At 65.1% G+C, this 13,535-nt stretch carries 15 protein-coding genes and 1 pseudogene; 8 read left to right on the top strand and 8 right to left on the bottom strand.

Going from position 1 to position 13,535, the window contains the following annotated elements:
- The first annotated feature begins 209 nt into the window (after positions 1 to 209).
- Positions 210 to 1,118, top strand: a complete 909-nt coding sequence (locus ACX80M_RS00300; protein WP_459308237.1) for a phosphatase PAP2 family protein — start codon at positions 210 to 212, stop codon at positions 1,116 to 1,118.
- A 41-nt stretch (positions 1,119 to 1,159) separates the two neighbouring features.
- On the opposite strand, the gene ACX80M_RS00295 is transcribed toward ACX80M_RS00300, so the two are convergent.
- The 4 genes and pseudogenes from ACX80M_RS00295 to ACX80M_RS00280 form a co-directional block, all read right to left on the bottom strand.
- Positions 1,160 to 1,921 (bottom strand): ABC transporter permease, encoded by a 762-nt coding sequence (locus ACX80M_RS00295; RefSeq protein WP_459308235.1) that lies wholly within the window; start codon positions 1,919 to 1,921, stop codon positions 1,160 to 1,162.
- Positions 1,918 to 2,479, bottom strand: a pseudogene (locus ACX80M_RS00290) (ATP-binding cassette domain-containing protein). Before ACX80M_RS00290 ends, ACX80M_RS00295 begins: the two are co-directional and overlap by 4 nt.
- Before the next feature lie 27 nt (positions 2,480 to 2,506).
- Positions 2,507 to 2,872 carry a DUF1048 domain-containing protein gene (locus ACX80M_RS00285; RefSeq protein WP_252613813.1) on the bottom strand — a complete coding sequence of 122 codons (366 nt, stop codon included), beginning with the start codon at positions 2,870 to 2,872 and terminating at the stop codon, positions 2,507 to 2,509.
- A gap of 1 nt (position 2,873) precedes the next feature.
- Positions 2,874 to 3,203 carry a PadR family transcriptional regulator gene (locus ACX80M_RS00280; protein WP_058931552.1) on the bottom strand — a complete coding sequence of 110 codons (330 nt, stop codon included), beginning with the start codon at positions 3,201 to 3,203 and terminating at the stop codon, positions 2,874 to 2,876.
- A 210-nt stretch (positions 3,204 to 3,413) separates the two neighbouring features.
- Here ACX80M_RS00280 and ACX80M_RS00275 point away from each other — a divergent pair, with 210 nt between their 5' ends.
- The gene (locus ACX80M_RS00275; protein ID WP_459308232.1) at positions 3,414 to 5,396 is read left to right on the top strand and encodes an APC family permease; all 1,983 of its coding nucleotides are present in this window, start codon (positions 3,414 to 3,416) and stop codon (positions 5,394 to 5,396) included.
- Positions 5,397 to 5,407: 11 nt separating this feature from the next.
- Positions 5,408 to 6,853, top strand: a complete 1,446-nt coding sequence (locus ACX80M_RS00270) for a TrkH family potassium uptake protein (protein WP_459308230.1) — start codon at positions 5,408 to 5,410, stop codon at positions 6,851 to 6,853.
- Positions 6,854 to 6,946: 93 nt separating this feature from the next.
- On the opposite strand, the gene ACX80M_RS00265 is transcribed toward ACX80M_RS00270, so the two are convergent.
- Positions 6,947 to 8,419: an APC family permease gene (locus ACX80M_RS00265; RefSeq protein WP_459308228.1), complete on the bottom strand. Its 1,473-nt coding sequence runs from the start codon at positions 8,417 to 8,419 to the stop codon at positions 6,947 to 6,949.
- Between the two features lie 163 nt (positions 8,420 to 8,582).
- Here ACX80M_RS00265 and ACX80M_RS00260 point away from each other — a divergent pair, with 163 nt between their 5' ends.
- The 4 genes from ACX80M_RS00260 to ACX80M_RS00245 all read left to right on the top strand — a co-directional run bounded on the left by ACX80M_RS00260 (position 8,583) and on the right by ACX80M_RS00245 (position 10,884).
- The gene (locus tag ACX80M_RS00260) at positions 8,583 to 8,900 is read left to right on the top strand and encodes a carboxymuconolactone decarboxylase family protein (protein ID WP_252598566.1); all 318 of its coding nucleotides are present in this window, start codon (positions 8,583 to 8,585) and stop codon (positions 8,898 to 8,900) included.
- 220 nt (positions 8,901 to 9,120) lie between these two features.
- On the top strand, positions 9,121 to 9,711 hold the full coding sequence (locus ACX80M_RS00255; protein WP_252598567.1) for a TasA family protein: 591 nt from the start codon (positions 9,121 to 9,123) through the stop codon (positions 9,709 to 9,711).
- 86 nt (positions 9,712 to 9,797) lie between these two features.
- Positions 9,798 to 10,430: a signal peptidase I gene (locus tag ACX80M_RS00250; protein ID WP_459308225.1), complete on the top strand. Its 633-nt coding sequence runs from the start codon at positions 9,798 to 9,800 to the stop codon at positions 10,428 to 10,430.
- Positions 10,423 to 10,884, top strand: coding sequence for a hypothetical protein (locus ACX80M_RS00245; RefSeq protein WP_252598569.1), 462 nt, complete (start codon positions 10,423 to 10,425; stop codon positions 10,882 to 10,884). Before ACX80M_RS00250 ends, ACX80M_RS00245 begins: the two co-directional genes overlap by 8 nt.
- 88 nt (positions 10,885 to 10,972) lie before the next feature.
- Here the strand turns inward: ACX80M_RS00245 and ACX80M_RS00240 are convergent, their stop codons facing one another.
- On the bottom strand, positions 10,973 to 12,190 hold the full coding sequence (locus ACX80M_RS00240) for an MFS transporter (RefSeq protein ID WP_459308223.1): 1,218 nt from the start codon (positions 12,188 to 12,190) through the stop codon (positions 10,973 to 10,975).
- A gap of 120 nt (positions 12,191 to 12,310) precedes the next feature.
- Between ACX80M_RS00240 and ACX80M_RS00235 the strand changes: the two genes are divergently transcribed.
- On the top strand, positions 12,311 to 12,652 hold the full coding sequence (locus ACX80M_RS00235; protein ID WP_252573588.1) for a hypothetical protein: 342 nt from the start codon (positions 12,311 to 12,313) through the stop codon (positions 12,650 to 12,652).
- Positions 12,653 to 12,743: 91 nt separating this feature from the next.
- Here the strand turns inward: ACX80M_RS00235 and ACX80M_RS00230 are convergent, their stop codons facing one another.
- Both ACX80M_RS00230 and ACX80M_RS00225 read right to left on the bottom strand, forming a co-directional pair.
- A complete protein-coding gene (locus ACX80M_RS00230; RefSeq protein WP_308216150.1) occupies positions 12,744 to 13,082 on the bottom strand; it encodes a hypothetical protein in 339 nt (112 codons plus the stop codon).
- Between the two features lie 169 nt (positions 13,083 to 13,251).
- Positions 13,252 to 13,506, bottom strand: coding sequence for a type II toxin-antitoxin system RelE family toxin (locus ACX80M_RS00225; RefSeq protein WP_459308220.1), 255 nt, complete (start codon positions 13,504 to 13,506; stop codon positions 13,252 to 13,254).
- Positions 13,507 to 13,535 lie beyond the last annotated feature (29 nt).

The raw sequence follows: 13,535 nt of genomic DNA, 5'->3' as shown, positions 1-13,535 counted from the left end.
TCAATTTCCTTCCTAACACGTGTGAGGTAGCTTATGGCGCCGACCTAACACGTGTCAAGTGTCACATTCGGGTTGCCGCGACCCCGCCCAACTAGGTAGCGCTATCTGTCGTTTAGACCCCGCAAAACGACAGATGGCGCTACCTACTTGGGTGCCGGCCGCGAGGCAGCCCTGCGGGTCCTCCCAGTTTTCTGTGACACCCTTAGCCGATGACCATTCCACGCCAGGCACCACCGCGGACCCCGGCCCGACCCTCCCCGGGCTCCGGCTTTATGTTCGCGTTCGCCTGGCTCGCCTGCGTCATCGGCCTGATCTCCACGTATTACTACTTCGTCCAGACCACCACGGGCCAGGTCATCGATGAATCCGCGCTGGTTGAAGCCGTGGACATCCACGGGCCGGCGGGCAAGGCAGCCACCGAGTTCCTGGACTGGCTGCCCACCATTTCGCTGGTGGTGGCCGCCGTCGTGGTCCTGTTTGTCACGGTGATCCGACGGCGGTGGTCTGCTGCCGGGATTGCAGTCACCGCGTGCATCGGCGCGAATATCGCCACGCAGGTCCTTAAGGAAGTGCTGCCCGCCCGCCCGGACAAGGGTGTGGTGACGCTCGAGTTGAACTCGCTGCCGTCCGGTCACACCGCGCTGGCGGCGTCGGCTGCGGCGGCGGTGTTCCTGATGGCCTCGCCGCGGTGGCGTCCGCTGGCCGGTTTTGTGGGCGGCACCTTCGCCATCGCCTCGGGAGTCTCCACCCTGATCAACCAGTGGCACCGCCCGGCCGACGTCGTCGCGGCCTTCCTCCTGGTGGGCGCGTTTATGATCCCCGCCGGCTGGCTGATCATCCGGAACGGCGCGGCGTGGAACGTGTGGGACGGCTTCGACAGTCACGTGGGCTCGGCAAAGATCTGGCTCACGCTGCCGGTGGTGATCGGGCTGGCTTCCGCGGGGGTGGCCGTGTATTCGCTGGCCAGGATCGCCCCGGGGCCGCTCCAGGATGACAGCACCACCAACTACTTCTGGGCCGGAATCTCGCTCATCGTGATCGCCGGGTACCTGGCCACCGTGGCCACCACGTCGCTGTTCGCATATGCCGCACGACGGCGGGAGGCGCCAAGGCGCTGAGCGCACCAGCCGCGGTCGGCGGACGACGGCGGGGTGGCGCCTTAGATGATCCTGCGCCGGTAGGCGGCCATGGCGAACACGTAGGCGAGTACGAGGATACCGACGCACCAGGCCAGTGCGATCCAGATGTCGTTGCCCACCGGTTGCTGGGCAAACAGGTCCTGGATGGTGTTGACGATCGAGGTGACGGGCTGGTTCTCGGCGAACCATCGGACCGGACCCGGCATGGTTTCCGTCGGGACGAAGGCCGAGCTGATGAACGGCAGGAAGATCAGCGGGTAGGAGAATCCGCCGGCGCCGTCCACGGACTTCGCTGTCAGGCCGGCGATGATTGCCAGCCAGGTGAGTGCCAGGGTGAACAGCGCCAGGATTCCGGCCACAGCGAGCCAGGCCAGGAGCCTTGCCGAGGTGCGGAACCCCATCAGGAGGGCCACCAGCACAATGATCACGAGCGAGAGCCCGTTGGCGACCAGCGACGTCAGGACATGGGCCCACAGCACGGATGATCGTGCGATCGGCATGGACTGGAATCGCTCGAAGATGCCGCTCTGCATATCGGTGAACAACCGAACGGCGGTGTAGGCAATGCCAGACGCAATTGCGATCAGCATGATTCCCGGCAGCAGGTAATTGACGTAGCTGTCCGTGCCCGTGCTGATAGCGCCGCCGAAGACGTACACGAACAGCAGCATGAGGGCGATCGGCGTGATCGCGGTGGTGATGATGGTGTCAACGCTGCGGAAGATGTGACGCATGGAGCGGCCCAGCAGCACGGAGGTGTCTGCAAGGAAATTTGTGCTCATGACTTGTCCTTACTTGCCTCGACCCTGCCGTCGTTCCCCACAAGTGCGAGGAAGACATCCTCCAGGCTCGGTTGCTTTTCGACGTATTCCACCTTCGCCGGTGGAAGGAGTTGCTTCAGCTCGGCGAGCGTGCCGTTCGCGCAGGCTCATGGCGATGTCCAGGCGACGGCGCATGCCGCCGGAATAGGTGGCCACCTTCCGCGAGCCTGCATCGGTGAGGTTGAAGCGCGCCAAAAGCTCATCGACCACCTGGCCGGGGGCTTTCAGATGCCGCAACCTGGCAACCAGCACCAGGCTCTCCCGGCCTGAGAGGATTTCGTCGACGGCGGCGAACTGCCCGGTCAGTCTGATGGACTCCCGAACCTGAAGGGCGTCCGTCGCGACGTCGAATCCATACACGGTAGCCGTGCCGGCATCTGCCTTGAGGAGCGTCGACAGGATTTTGACCATGGTGGTCTTGCCCGCCCCGTTGGAGCCGAGGAGCGCGAAGATGCTGCCAGCCGCCACCTCGAAGTCGACGCCGCGCAGGACGTGCAGGTCCTTGTAGGACTTCTCCATGTTCTGCACACGGTTCGCCGGTCCTGGTCATGACTCCGCCCTCTTCGCTTTGTCGACCGCCTCGTTGAGCCGGGCCCGTTCCTTGTCGATCCACCGCTTTCCGCCGTATGCCTGAGCGAAGCTCTCGGCGAACTCGATGGGATCTTCGCCGACGATCTCGCCCACAGGCGTGCCGTCGATGGCGGCGCGTTCCCACAGGTCCGCGAGGTCCGAGAACATCTGCACCATGGTGTCCCCCTCGGTGACCCCGCCGTAGTACATGAAGTACCGGTTGAAGGCCTTCGCCACGGTGAGGTAGGGCTCAGGCAGGGCATCCAGCCGCGCCTTGGCCTGCTTGTACTGCTTCTTCTGCTCGAGCGAGCCGGTCACCAGCTCGATCCATTTCGCTGCCATATCACTTTCCTCCCTTGCGGAGCTCTTCAAGCCGTTCGGAGAGGAAGCTCCATGTGTTCCAGAATTCGTCCAGTTCCTTCGTGCCCTGAGCGTTGAGCGTGTACACCTTGCGGGGCGGGCCCTTCTCGGACGGCCGCTTCTCGACGTCCACCAGGCCTTTCTGCTCGATCCTGACGAGCAGCGCGTACACGGTGCCCTCAGCGATGTCGGGGAACCCCTGCGCCCGGAGCAGAGTGGTGATTTCGTACCCGTACGCCGGGTTCCCGGTCAGGAGGGCAAGAACGATGCCCTCCAGTGTCCCTTTGAGCATCTCCGTCATCTGCTTGCCCATCGGACACCTCCTCCACTACTCAGTGTTACTAGCTACCAGTACATAGTATCGCTAAGTAGCGGAAGCGCAAGCCCTTCATACACCAGCCCCGGCAGGCGTTAAGGATGCGTTAAGATCCCGGGTTTCCCCGCTGAGGGCCCTTGGCGCGGTGCTACGCTCCGTTGGTTATTCACCCCAATCCCGCCTGCGCGGGGTAAAGAAAGTAACCCGTTGACTGCACCCACCCGCTTCTCCATTCCCGCCAGCGTTCCCAACCCCGAACGCGACGGCGGACCCGGAAACCGGCTCACCCGGTGGCTGCTCGAACACACGGTCCACCAGCCGGTGGGCCCGGAAACTGCTGAGGACCAAGCCCCCACCCAGAGCTGGTGGAAGGTCATGTGCCTCACCGGGGTGGACTACTTTTCCACCCTCTCCTACCTGCCCGGCATCGCCGCCCTCGCCGCCGGGGCGCTCTCCCCGCTGGCCACCCTGCTGATCGTCGGCCTGACCCTGCTGGGCATGCTGCCGATGTACCGACGGGTGGCGCACGAAAGCCCGCACGGACAGGGATCGGTGGCCATGCTGGAAAAGCTCCTGCCGTTCTGGCGCGGCAAGATCTTTGTGCTCATCCTGCTCGGCTTCGTCGCCACGTCCTGGATCATCACCATCACCCTCTCCGCCGCTGATGCCACCGTCCACATGCTGGAGAACCCCTACCTGCCGCACTTCCTCGACGGCCAGGCGGTTGCCATCACCGTGGTCCTCCTGCTCATTCTGGGCGGCGTGTTCCTGCTCGGCTTCTCCGAAGCGGTGGCCGTCGCCATTCCCCTGGTGGCCATCTTCCTGGTGCTGAATGCCGTCATCATCGGGGTGGGACTGTACGACGCCGTCACCCAGCCGGGTGCCATGGCTGACTGGACCGCTGCGCTCACCTCCTCAGGAACCGGTTTCGGCGACATCGCAGGACCCGCCCTGCTCGCCTTCCCCCTGCTGGTCCTGGGGCTGTCCGGCTTCGAGACCGGCGTCAGCATGATGCCACTGGTCGCGGCGAAGGGCGCCACCGCCGAGGAACGCCTGGCCGCCCGCGTCCGGAACACCCGCAAGCTCCTCACCTCGGCCGCCCTGATCATGAGCGTGTACCTCCTGGGCAGCAGTTTCGTGACGACCGTGCTGATCCCCGCCGAAGCGTTCCAGGCAGGCGGCGAGGCCAACGGCCGCGCCCTGGCCTACCTGGCCCACGAACTGCTGGGCAACGGCTTCGGCTCCGTCTACGACATCAGCAGCATCCTGATCCTGTGGTTCGCCGGCGCCTCCGCCATGGCCGGACTGATCAACATCGTTCCCCGCTACCTGCCGTCCTACGGCATGGCCCCGGACTGGTCCCGGGCCGTGCGCCCGGTGGTGCTGGTGTACACCGCCATCAGCATCCTGATCACCATCGGTTTCAATGCCGACGTCAACGCCCAGGCCGGCGCGTACGCCACCGGCATCCTGGCCATGATGGTTTCCGGCGCCGTTGCGGTCAGCATCTCCGCCGCCCGCAGCAAGAGGCGGCGCGCCGCCGTCGGCTTCACCATCCTGACCCTGATCCTGCTCTATGCGCTGGGGGCCAACGTCATCGCCAAGCCGGACGGCCTCGCAATATCCGGCTTCTTCATCCTGGGCATCATTGTGGTCTCACTCGTTTCCCGGGTCAGCCGCACCACCGAACTCCGCGTCCACAACATCGAATTCGACGACGAAGCCCGCCGCTTCATCACCGACACCCTGGACTTTGACGGGCGGATAAACTTGATCGCGAACCGCCCGCAGGCCCGCGACGCCGCAGAATACCGTGAGAAGGAAGCCGAGCAGCGGGAGAACAACCCCGTGCCCGGCACCGCCGACGTGATCTTCCTGGAAATCGACGTCACCGACCCCTCGGGATTCAGCGACGTCCTTGAGGTACGCGGAATCGAAGTGGACGGACACCGCGTTCTCCGCGCCGAAAGCCCGGCCGCACCCAACGCCATCGCCGCCATCCTGCTGGCCCTCCGCGACGCCACCGGTGTCCGGCCGCACGCGTACTTCGAGTGGGCAGAAGGCAATCCCCTGGCGCACCTCATGCGCTACCTGTTGCTGGGACGCGGAGACACCGCCCCCGTGGTCCGCGAGATCATCAGGGAAAACGAGCCCGATCCCGCCCGCCGCCCCGGCATCCACGTAGGCTGACGGGCAGTCCGATGACCGCACGTGGCGACACCGCCGGGGTGAAGGGACCCGTCCCGGGGCGGTGGAAAGGCAAGGCAGCCAAAACAGCCAAATCGGCCAGGGCCCGCAAGGAGAGCGCCATCCGGCGGGCCCTCTCACACCCGGTCCGGTCGGTGCCCCTGGCATTCCTGGCCGTCATCATCCTGGGAGCAGCCCTGCTGATGCTGCCCGTTGCCCGGACCGGCAGCGACCCCGGAGCCGACCCCCTGATGGCCGCCCTGTTCACGTCCGTGTCGGCTGTCTGCGTTACCGGGCTGATCACCGTGGACACGGCCACGTACTGGACCCCTTTCGGGCAGACCGTGATTCTGGGACTGATCCAGGTGGGCGGGTTCGGCATCATGACACTGGCGACGCTCCTGGCCCTGCTGGTCCGGAAAAGCATCGGCCTCCGCGGCCAGCTCGTGGCGCAGTCCGAAACGCACACGCTCAACCTGGGCGACGTCAGCGCCGTGCTGCTCCGCGTGGCCCGGCTCATGGTGGGCATCGAAGCAGCCACCGCCGTGGTGCTGACCGGACGCTTCTGGCTGGCCTACGACCAGAACCCCGGCACGGCGCTGTGGCACGGTGTGTTCCACGCCGTCTCGTCGTTCAACAACGCCGGGTTCGCGCTCTACAGCGACAACCTCATCGGCTTCGCGGAGGATCCCTGGATCATCGTCCCCATCTGCCTGTCGATCATCGCAGGCGGCCTCGGTTTCCCGGTGATCATCCAGCTGCTCCGGGGAAACGTCAAGGCCCGGAACTGGAGCGTCCACCTCCGACTGACCATCTACGGCACCCTGCTGCTGCTGACCCTGGGCATCACGCTTTTCGCCGCGTTCGAATGGAACAGGGACGAAACACTCGGCGGACTGTCCCTGACCGGGAAGCTGCTGGGTTCCCTGGCCGGCGGCGTCTTCCCCCGCACTGCCGGATTCAACAGCATCGACTACGGCCTAGCGTCACCGGAAACGCTCATGGTCACCAACATCCTGATGTTCATCGGCGGCGGCAGCGCCGGCACCGCAGGCGGCATCAAGATCACCACGTTCCTGGTCCTCGGCTTCTCCATCTGGAACGAGGTCCGCGGCCGGGACGAGGTGACCATTGCCCACCGTTCCATCAGCGCCTCGTCCCAGCGCCAGGCCCTGTCCGTGGCGCTGCTCGGGGTGGCCGCGGTGGTGGCCGGCACGCTGGCGCTGCTGATGGTGACCGATTACAGCCTGGAGAAGGTACTGTTCGAATCCATCTCTGCGTTCGCCACCGTCGGGATGAGCACCGGCATCACCTACAACCTCACGCCGTCGGCAGAATGGGTGCTTATGGCCCTTATGTTCCTCGGCAGAATCGGCACCGTGACGGTCGCGTCCGCTCTCGCATTGTCCTCCCGGCCGCGCCTTTACAGCCTGCCGGAGGAACGCCCCATCATCGGCTAGCACCGCCGTCGTCGGACGCTCTGGAAAGTACGACGGCGGGACTCGCCAAGGCGCTGACCGCGCCCAGCCGCCGTCGGGCACCGTTATAGGCGCCTAAGCGTCATCCTTGCCGATGTTCTGGGTCCCTACCGGCTCGCTTTCCGCCCTGTTCGTCCGCCTATTGATCAGCCAGGTGATAAACCAGAGCATCACCCCGATCGCCATCAGTCCCCCGGCGATCTGGTACTGGATGACGTTGCGGCCCACCCACGGCCCGGCGAGGAAGGCACACAGCAGAGCCGCGAGCAGCGGCAGTTGCCCGGGCGAGGTGAAGAACACCTTGCGGGTGAGGTCGCGCTTGTGGCGGAGCACCAGGCAGGCCACGTTCACTACGGTGAAGACGCACAGCAGCAGGAACGCCGTGGTGCCGGAAAGGTTTGCCACGATGTTGCTCTTGGGGTCGCTGGTGACGTACCAGATCAGCCCGAGCGCGAGGACGGTGGAGAACAGGATGCCGGCCCACGGGGTGCGGCGGCCAGGCAGGACCTTCCCCAGGGCAGGCGGCAGGACGTTCTGGCGTGCCATGCCGTAGATCAGCCGGCTCGCCATCAGCATGTTGATCAGCGCCGTGTTGGCAACGGCGAACACCGCGAGGAACGGGAAGACCCTGTCGATGGGGAAGTCCGGCGAGCCCTTGTGCACCACTTCGAGCAGCGCGGCGCCTTCAGCCTCGCGGATGTTCTCCAGCTCGGTGGGCGACAGCACGCTGACCACGGAGACGGCCACCAGCATGTAGAGGAGCACTGCGATGCCCAGGCCGGTCAGCATGGACCGCGGGAAAATCTTCTCGGGGTGCTTGGTCTCCTCCACCATGTTCACCGAGTCTTCAAAGCCCACCATGGCAAAGAAGGCGATGGAGGTCGCTGCTGTGACTGCCAGGAACAGGCCCTTGTCCTGGTAATCGTTGAAGACGAAGATTTCGCCCACGTTCCCGGTGCCCTGCGTCATGACGTAGAAGCCGACGCCGATCACGATGGACAGCGCGATTACCTCCACCAGTGTGAGGACCACGTTAAACTTCACGCTCTCCCCCACCCCCCGCAGGTTGATCGCGGCCAGCAAGACCATGAAGCCCATGGCCACGGCGGTGATCACGCCCTGCGCCGGCATCTCCATCCAGCCGTTGATCCTCAGGCCGCCGAAGAAGTTCTGGGCGAGGACGTTCGCGGACGTGGAGGCGCTGGTGATGCCGGAGCAGACCACGGCGAATGCCACCAGGAACGTGACGAAGTGGATGCCGAACGCCTTGTGCGTATAGAGCGCCGCCCCTGCCGCCTGCGGGTACTGCGTGACGAGCTCAAGGTAGGAAAACGCGGTCAGCGTCGCGACGACGAACGCGAGCAGGAACGGCAGCCACACGATGCCACCCACTGTCCCGGCCATGGTTCCGGTGACCGCGTACACGCCGGCGCCGAGGATGTCGCCGACGATGAACAGCAGGAGGAGCTTGGGGCCCAGGACCCGCTTCAGCTCGTGTGGCTCCGCCTCCGGAGTTGCCGGAAACAGGTCATCTGAAGTGGTGCTCATCGCCTGACCTCCACACTCAATACATCGATGTGACTTCACTGTGATCCTTTCGCGTTCCTTTGGCAACGGGCCGGGCCCGGGTCATCGGCATACCTGTTTCGGGGGTTTTGGCACGGGGCCAGAATGGGCAGATAACCGCCTTGCGAGCCTGACAGGGGTAGCCATGATCCTGAAAACCACGTCGGAATCCGAGGCAAAGGGGCTGACTGTGGAAATTTACGACGACGACACTCGCTCACTCGGTTACGTCACCTCCCATACGAAGGCCATGGCGATCAATCCTGCAATGACCGACGCCGACACACTGGAAGTGCGCAACCACGGCTTCGCGGACCGCGAGATCATGGACATCACCCTGGGGGCCACCGCGCGAAACTTCCTCAGCCGCACGCTCCTTGCCCTGGCCGTGGAGCTCGATGTTCCGCCAACCCTTAGTGCGAGCAGCATGGTGTGCGTTGACGCCGGGCGGACCACGCTTTAGTCCATCAAATGGATTGCTTTCTGCCCTTGACCTGCGAAAACGTTAAGAAACCTTGACAAATTCTTGAGGAAATACCCGGGCATAAGTTGCGTCGGATCGGGGAAAGTAGTTCTTGCCAGCCCACGTGAGCCTGGCATTGGCAGCCGGCCCGCTGGGGGGCGGCTGGCCCGCCTGGGGGTGGGCAACCGTCACAAAGGGACTTATTCTCATGGGCATCAGCATGAAAACCACTTCAGGCAAGATTCTGGCTTCCGTCGCTCTGGTCGGCACCGCCGCGGCCGTTGCAGGCATGGGCACCTACGGTGCCTTCACGGGGACCACCACCACCGTAGACCAGCAGGTGACCGCAGGAACCGTCGACATCGACCTGACGGATCCGGGCACTCTTAACGTTGCCGTAGCCGGCCTGCTGCCGGGCGATTCCGTGGAAAAGTTTGCCACGCTGAAAAACACGGGCAACTCGACCCTGAACACGGTAACCCTGACCACCAACGCCGCTGTCTCCTCGCTGCTGACAACGGATGCAACCAACGGCCTGCAGGTGACCATCGACGCGTGCAACGTTGCCTGGACCGTGGTTGCCGCCGCTCCGGACACCTGCTCCGGCACGCAGACCGCCGTTCTCGCCAACGGCTCCATCATCGGCACCGGCAAGGCACTGGCCAACCTCGCATCAGTGACTGCGGGCTCGTCCGACCGACTGAAGATCACCACCTCGCTGCCCACCAGCGCGGATAACACCTTTCAGGGCCTGACCAGCACCATCGGCTTCACGTTCGACGCCACGCAGCGCACCGCCGCGGTCAGGTAACCCAAGACTTGGCGGTGTCATGAAAGCCGGCGCCGCCAAGCAGTACCTCCTGACCCCCGTCCGGACTCCCCTTAGGGCTGGTAGTGATGAGCGCAGTAACTGAAATTCCGACGGCGGCGCCGCGCGGCGCCGGGACCACCATCGCCGCGCGCCCCCGGGCTGGGGTCCGGACGGGCAAGCGACCGCGCCTTAAGGCAGTACTGCGAAGGACGGTCAGCGTCCTCACCTCCGCGATTTTCGTCGCGACAGTGGCAGCGTTCCTGCTCCTGGCCGTCGGTCCGCGGGTCTTTGGCTACCAGACGTCCACCATGCTCACGGGGTCCATGGCCCCGCTGATCAACCCGGGCGATGTGGTCGTCACCGTCCCCACACCGGTCAACGGGATCAGGGTGGGCGACGTCATTACCTACAGCATCCCTGTGGAAGACCACCGGGTGGAGACCCACCGGGTCACGGAGCTCTTCGCCAACGCGGCCGGTACGATTGCGGTCCGCACCAAGGGGGACGCCAACACCGGCGTGGATCCCTGGACCGCCACCTTCAACGCCGCCACTGTTGACCGGCACGTCCTGACCGTCCCCTCTGTGGGCCAAGCCATCCGCACCCTGCGCCAGCCGGTTGTCCTGAACACCATGATGTACGGGGCGCCGGCCGTCCTGGTGATCGGGCTGCTGGCCTCCATCTGGCGCAGGGATCCGGAACCCGCCGCCAGTGAGTAGGCCTGGCGCAGGTTCGGCGGCGGCCACCGGTCTGACGCTGTGCCTGCTTCTGGGCCTGACCCTGGCCCCCGCCGCCGACGCGGCCTTCACCGGCAATGGTGGTGCGGCCACGAGCTACTCAACGGCATCCATACCGATGCCAAGCGCCGCGTCCTTTCCGGCATCCGCCAGCTGCTCAAAGGTCAGTGGCATGTACCATGTCAGCATCTCGATTACGGGCACGGGCAACGTGCAGTACGCGAACTACTACGAGATGGTGGTCCGCAACCCGGCCGGTGCCGTCCAGTTCACGGGCAACCTGAGCAACTCGCTGGAGCGAACCTACACCACCCAGGTCAGCGTCGGCGCCGGCAAGGGCAACTGGATCTACGAGATCCGCGCCAAGTATAAAGTCCCCTCAACCACCAATGTCTGGAGCGGCCAGCCACTCGCCCGGACATTGATCTGCAATTAGCAGCCGAGTTGCTCTGCGATCATCCGGACCGTCCCGGATTCGCCCCTGATGCGCTGCAGCAAGGTCACCCCGTGGACGGGATGTCGGTTCAGTAGTTCCGCCGGTGCCGCAACCGCGGAAGCACAACGGCAAACACACCAGCTGCAGCAAACCCCAGCAGACCGGTGGCCGAGACTCCCGCACCGAGGGTGGTCAGCGCCGTCACCCCGGAGAGCAAAACGGGCCCGCCGGTTGATCCTGCGTCGGCGATGAACCGCCACAGCCCCAGGAACTGGCCGCGGCCGCGGTCGGGCGAGAAGTCGGCACCGAGGGTCATGATCAGGCCGGAGCTGATGCCGTTCCCGAAGCCGATAAGCAGCGACGCCAGCAGCAGCCCGCCAAAGGACGCAGACAAAGGGATGAGCAGCATCGCGATGCCCATGATGATGGTGGACGGGATGGCCACGAACAGCCTGCCGCGGCGGTCCATCACCTTGCCGGCCGGGTAAAACACCAGCATGTCGATCGCCCCGGACAGTCCGTAAATCACGGAAGCCTGGGCCGGATCCATGCCCAGATGGTCCGCCCACAGCGGGATGACCACCTGGCGGGACGCGCGCAGCGCGCTGAGCAGCAGGACCCCCACACCCAGCGTCAGGAACACGCGGGCATGCGAAACCGCCACATTCCGCAGCGTCGGCTCCGGACCCTTGTGGCCGCCGTCGGGCGCTGGCGGGACCACCAGGTCCGGGATGGTTACCGCCAAAACGGCGGCGGCCGCCATGCCCACCACCCCCACCCAGTACGCTCCGGCGATCCCGGCGAACTGCATCACGCCGGCACCTATGAACGGCCCGATGAAGACGCCGATCCGGCTGACCCCGCCCAGCGCCGACAGCGCCCGCGCCCGGAACTGGACGGGCACCGCCTCGGTGAGGTACTTCTGCCGCGCCAGGCTGAAGACACTGGCGGCCATCCCGACGACGGCCATCGCCACCGCGAGCAGCCACAGTCCATTGGGAATCATGGATGACATGGCGGCGGCCGCGAGCGCCAGGGCACCCACAGCCGCGGCGCCGACGATGGACCAGCGTTCGCCGAACTTGAGGGTGATGAGGGAGGCCGGCAGGTTGAAAAACCACGAGCCGAGCCCGATCAGCGTGACGATCAGAGCGGAGACCGCCACCGAGGCGCCGAGGTCACGGGCGGAGAGGACCACCACCGGGAGGACCGCGCCTTCGCCGATGCAGAACAGCAGCGCCGGTCCGAACGCGGGTATGGCGATGCTTCGGAAGTTGAACGGCTGTGGGGTTCCTGGCGAAGTCATCAGATTTATCTTATGCCGCGGGAAATTCGCCAGCTTTTAGGGGGTCACAAGCGGCCCCGCGAGGACTAACGTTTGCCTTGTGGGGCGCTTCCGCCTGCCCCTCTCAGCCAAGGAGGTCTCATGGGTGAAGTGTGGATCCGCACCATCAACAACGGTTTGGTCCGGGCCGACAAAGTCACGGAAATCGCATCCACCCGGGGGTCCCTTCATGAGGACCAGGGTTTTGCGCTGAAGGTCATCGTGGACGGCAAGGCCCACGTCGTCATTGACGACGGCGGTCTTCCGGGCACGCTTCCCGAACGGCTGGAACACGCGCAGCATCTGGAGGATGCCCTGCTGTTCGCCCTCGACGAGGCCCGCGAAGCCGATTCATCCATGGTGGTCTTCTTCGATCCGGAGAACGACCGCTGGGCCCTCGCCGCGGCGGCGGAATTGGCCGGCGGGATTCCCGCCGTCGGATAACCCCCGACGGCGGCCCTCCTTCAAGCGCGTTGTGGCGCCCGTTCGCGCTAAGAAGAGGCGTGCTAAAGGGAGTTCGCGCTAAGGGCGTGGGTCAGGCTGCGGCGTGGCTGAACTCGGTGGCCTTGGCGGTGACACGGCGGGGCGCGAGGATGCTCAGCGTGCAGTGAGTTTGCTGCGGGTCAATCCTGGCGGGCAGGTGATGGGTCTCGGAGCAGGCCTGCAGCTGCCGCAGGGCTTCGGGATCGACGCGGGCGTTCCGCACGTCCAATTCCAGGTCCAGGTTGTGCTTCAAGGCGTTGGCGCGTTTCACCACAACATAGAGGGCCTGGATGCTGTGGATGGTGACGTGGCCCTTGGCGAGAACCTGGGCCTTCGCGTGGTCGAGATCTACACGGACAAGAATGCTGAGCTTTTCGGACAAGATAATCATGCCTTCCTTGCGTGGCTGCGACGCTGCAGCCGGGGAGGCCGCTACGCTGCGGCCAATGGCCGCGCCTCTGCAGCCTCATTCAGCGTAGGCAACGAATGTGATCTGCGCAACATTTGAGCTCAGATATGTCGCGCACACCCCAAGCGCGCACTCGGGACTATCTGGGCCGCTACACGTCGGCTCGGTGGTCGACCCCCAGGATGCTGATGCTGTTGTGTTCCTCATCAATGGAGTGCAGGACGCGGTAGGGGCCACGCCTGGCCGAGTGGAAGCCAGCCAGGTCCCGCTCCAACGCCTTGCCTACCAGCTGAGGGTTTCTGGAGAGGTCGCCGTAGGCGAATGCGATGATGGCCGGCAGTATCCGGGGAGGCACAGGCTGCAGGTCCCGGCGTGCGGTGGGCGAGAAAATAATCTCATATGCCACCGGGGCTCAGCCCCGGTGCTTGGGAACGC

Source organism: Pseudarthrobacter sp. MDT1-22 (genome assembly GCF_054511035.1).
The sequence above is the reverse complement of the archived record's forward strand: the minus strand, read 5'-3'. Positions and strand labels throughout refer to the sequence as shown.

What these genes read in the sequence shown, in the direction of transcription:
- ACX80M_RS00300 (WP_459308237.1), top strand. Translation starts at nt 210, where the DNA reads ATGACCATTCCACGCCAGGCACCACCGCGGACCCCGGCCCGACCCTCC.
- ACX80M_RS00295 (WP_459308235.1), bottom strand. Translation starts at nt 1,921, where the DNA reads ATGAGCACAAATTTCCTTGCAGACACCTCCGTGCTGCTGGGCCGCTCC.
- ACX80M_RS00285 (WP_252613813.1), bottom strand. Translation starts at nt 2,872, where the DNA reads ATGGCAGCGAAATGGATCGAGCTGGTGACCGGCTCGCTCGAGCAGAAG.
- ACX80M_RS00280 (WP_058931552.1), bottom strand. Translation starts at nt 3,203, where the DNA reads ATGGGCAAGCAGATGACGGAGATGCTCAAAGGGACACTGGAGGGCATC.
- ACX80M_RS00270 (WP_459308230.1), top strand. Translation starts at nt 5,408, where the DNA reads ATGACCGCACGTGGCGACACCGCCGGGGTGAAGGGACCCGTCCCGGGG.
- ACX80M_RS00265 (WP_459308228.1), bottom strand. Translation starts at nt 8,419, where the DNA reads ATGAGCACCACTTCAGATGACCTGTTTCCGGCAACTCCGGAGGCGGAG.
- ACX80M_RS00260 (WP_252598566.1), top strand. Translation starts at nt 8,583, where the DNA reads ATGATCCTGAAAACCACGTCGGAATCCGAGGCAAAGGGGCTGACTGTG.
- ACX80M_RS00255 (WP_252598567.1), top strand. Translation starts at nt 9,121, where the DNA reads ATGAAAACCACTTCAGGCAAGATTCTGGCTTCCGTCGCTCTGGTCGGC.
- ACX80M_RS00250 (WP_459308225.1), top strand. Translation starts at nt 9,798, where the DNA reads ATGAGCGCAGTAACTGAAATTCCGACGGCGGCGCCGCGCGGCGCCGGG.
- ACX80M_RS00240 (WP_459308223.1), bottom strand. Translation starts at nt 12,190, where the DNA reads ATGACTTCGCCAGGAACCCCACAGCCGTTCAACTTCCGAAGCATCGCC.
- ACX80M_RS00235 (WP_252573588.1), top strand. Translation starts at nt 12,311, where the DNA reads ATGGGTGAAGTGTGGATCCGCACCATCAACAACGGTTTGGTCCGGGCC.
- ACX80M_RS00230 (WP_308216150.1), bottom strand. Translation starts at nt 13,082, where the DNA reads ATGATTATCTTGTCCGAAAAGCTCAGCATTCTTGTCCGTGTAGATCTC.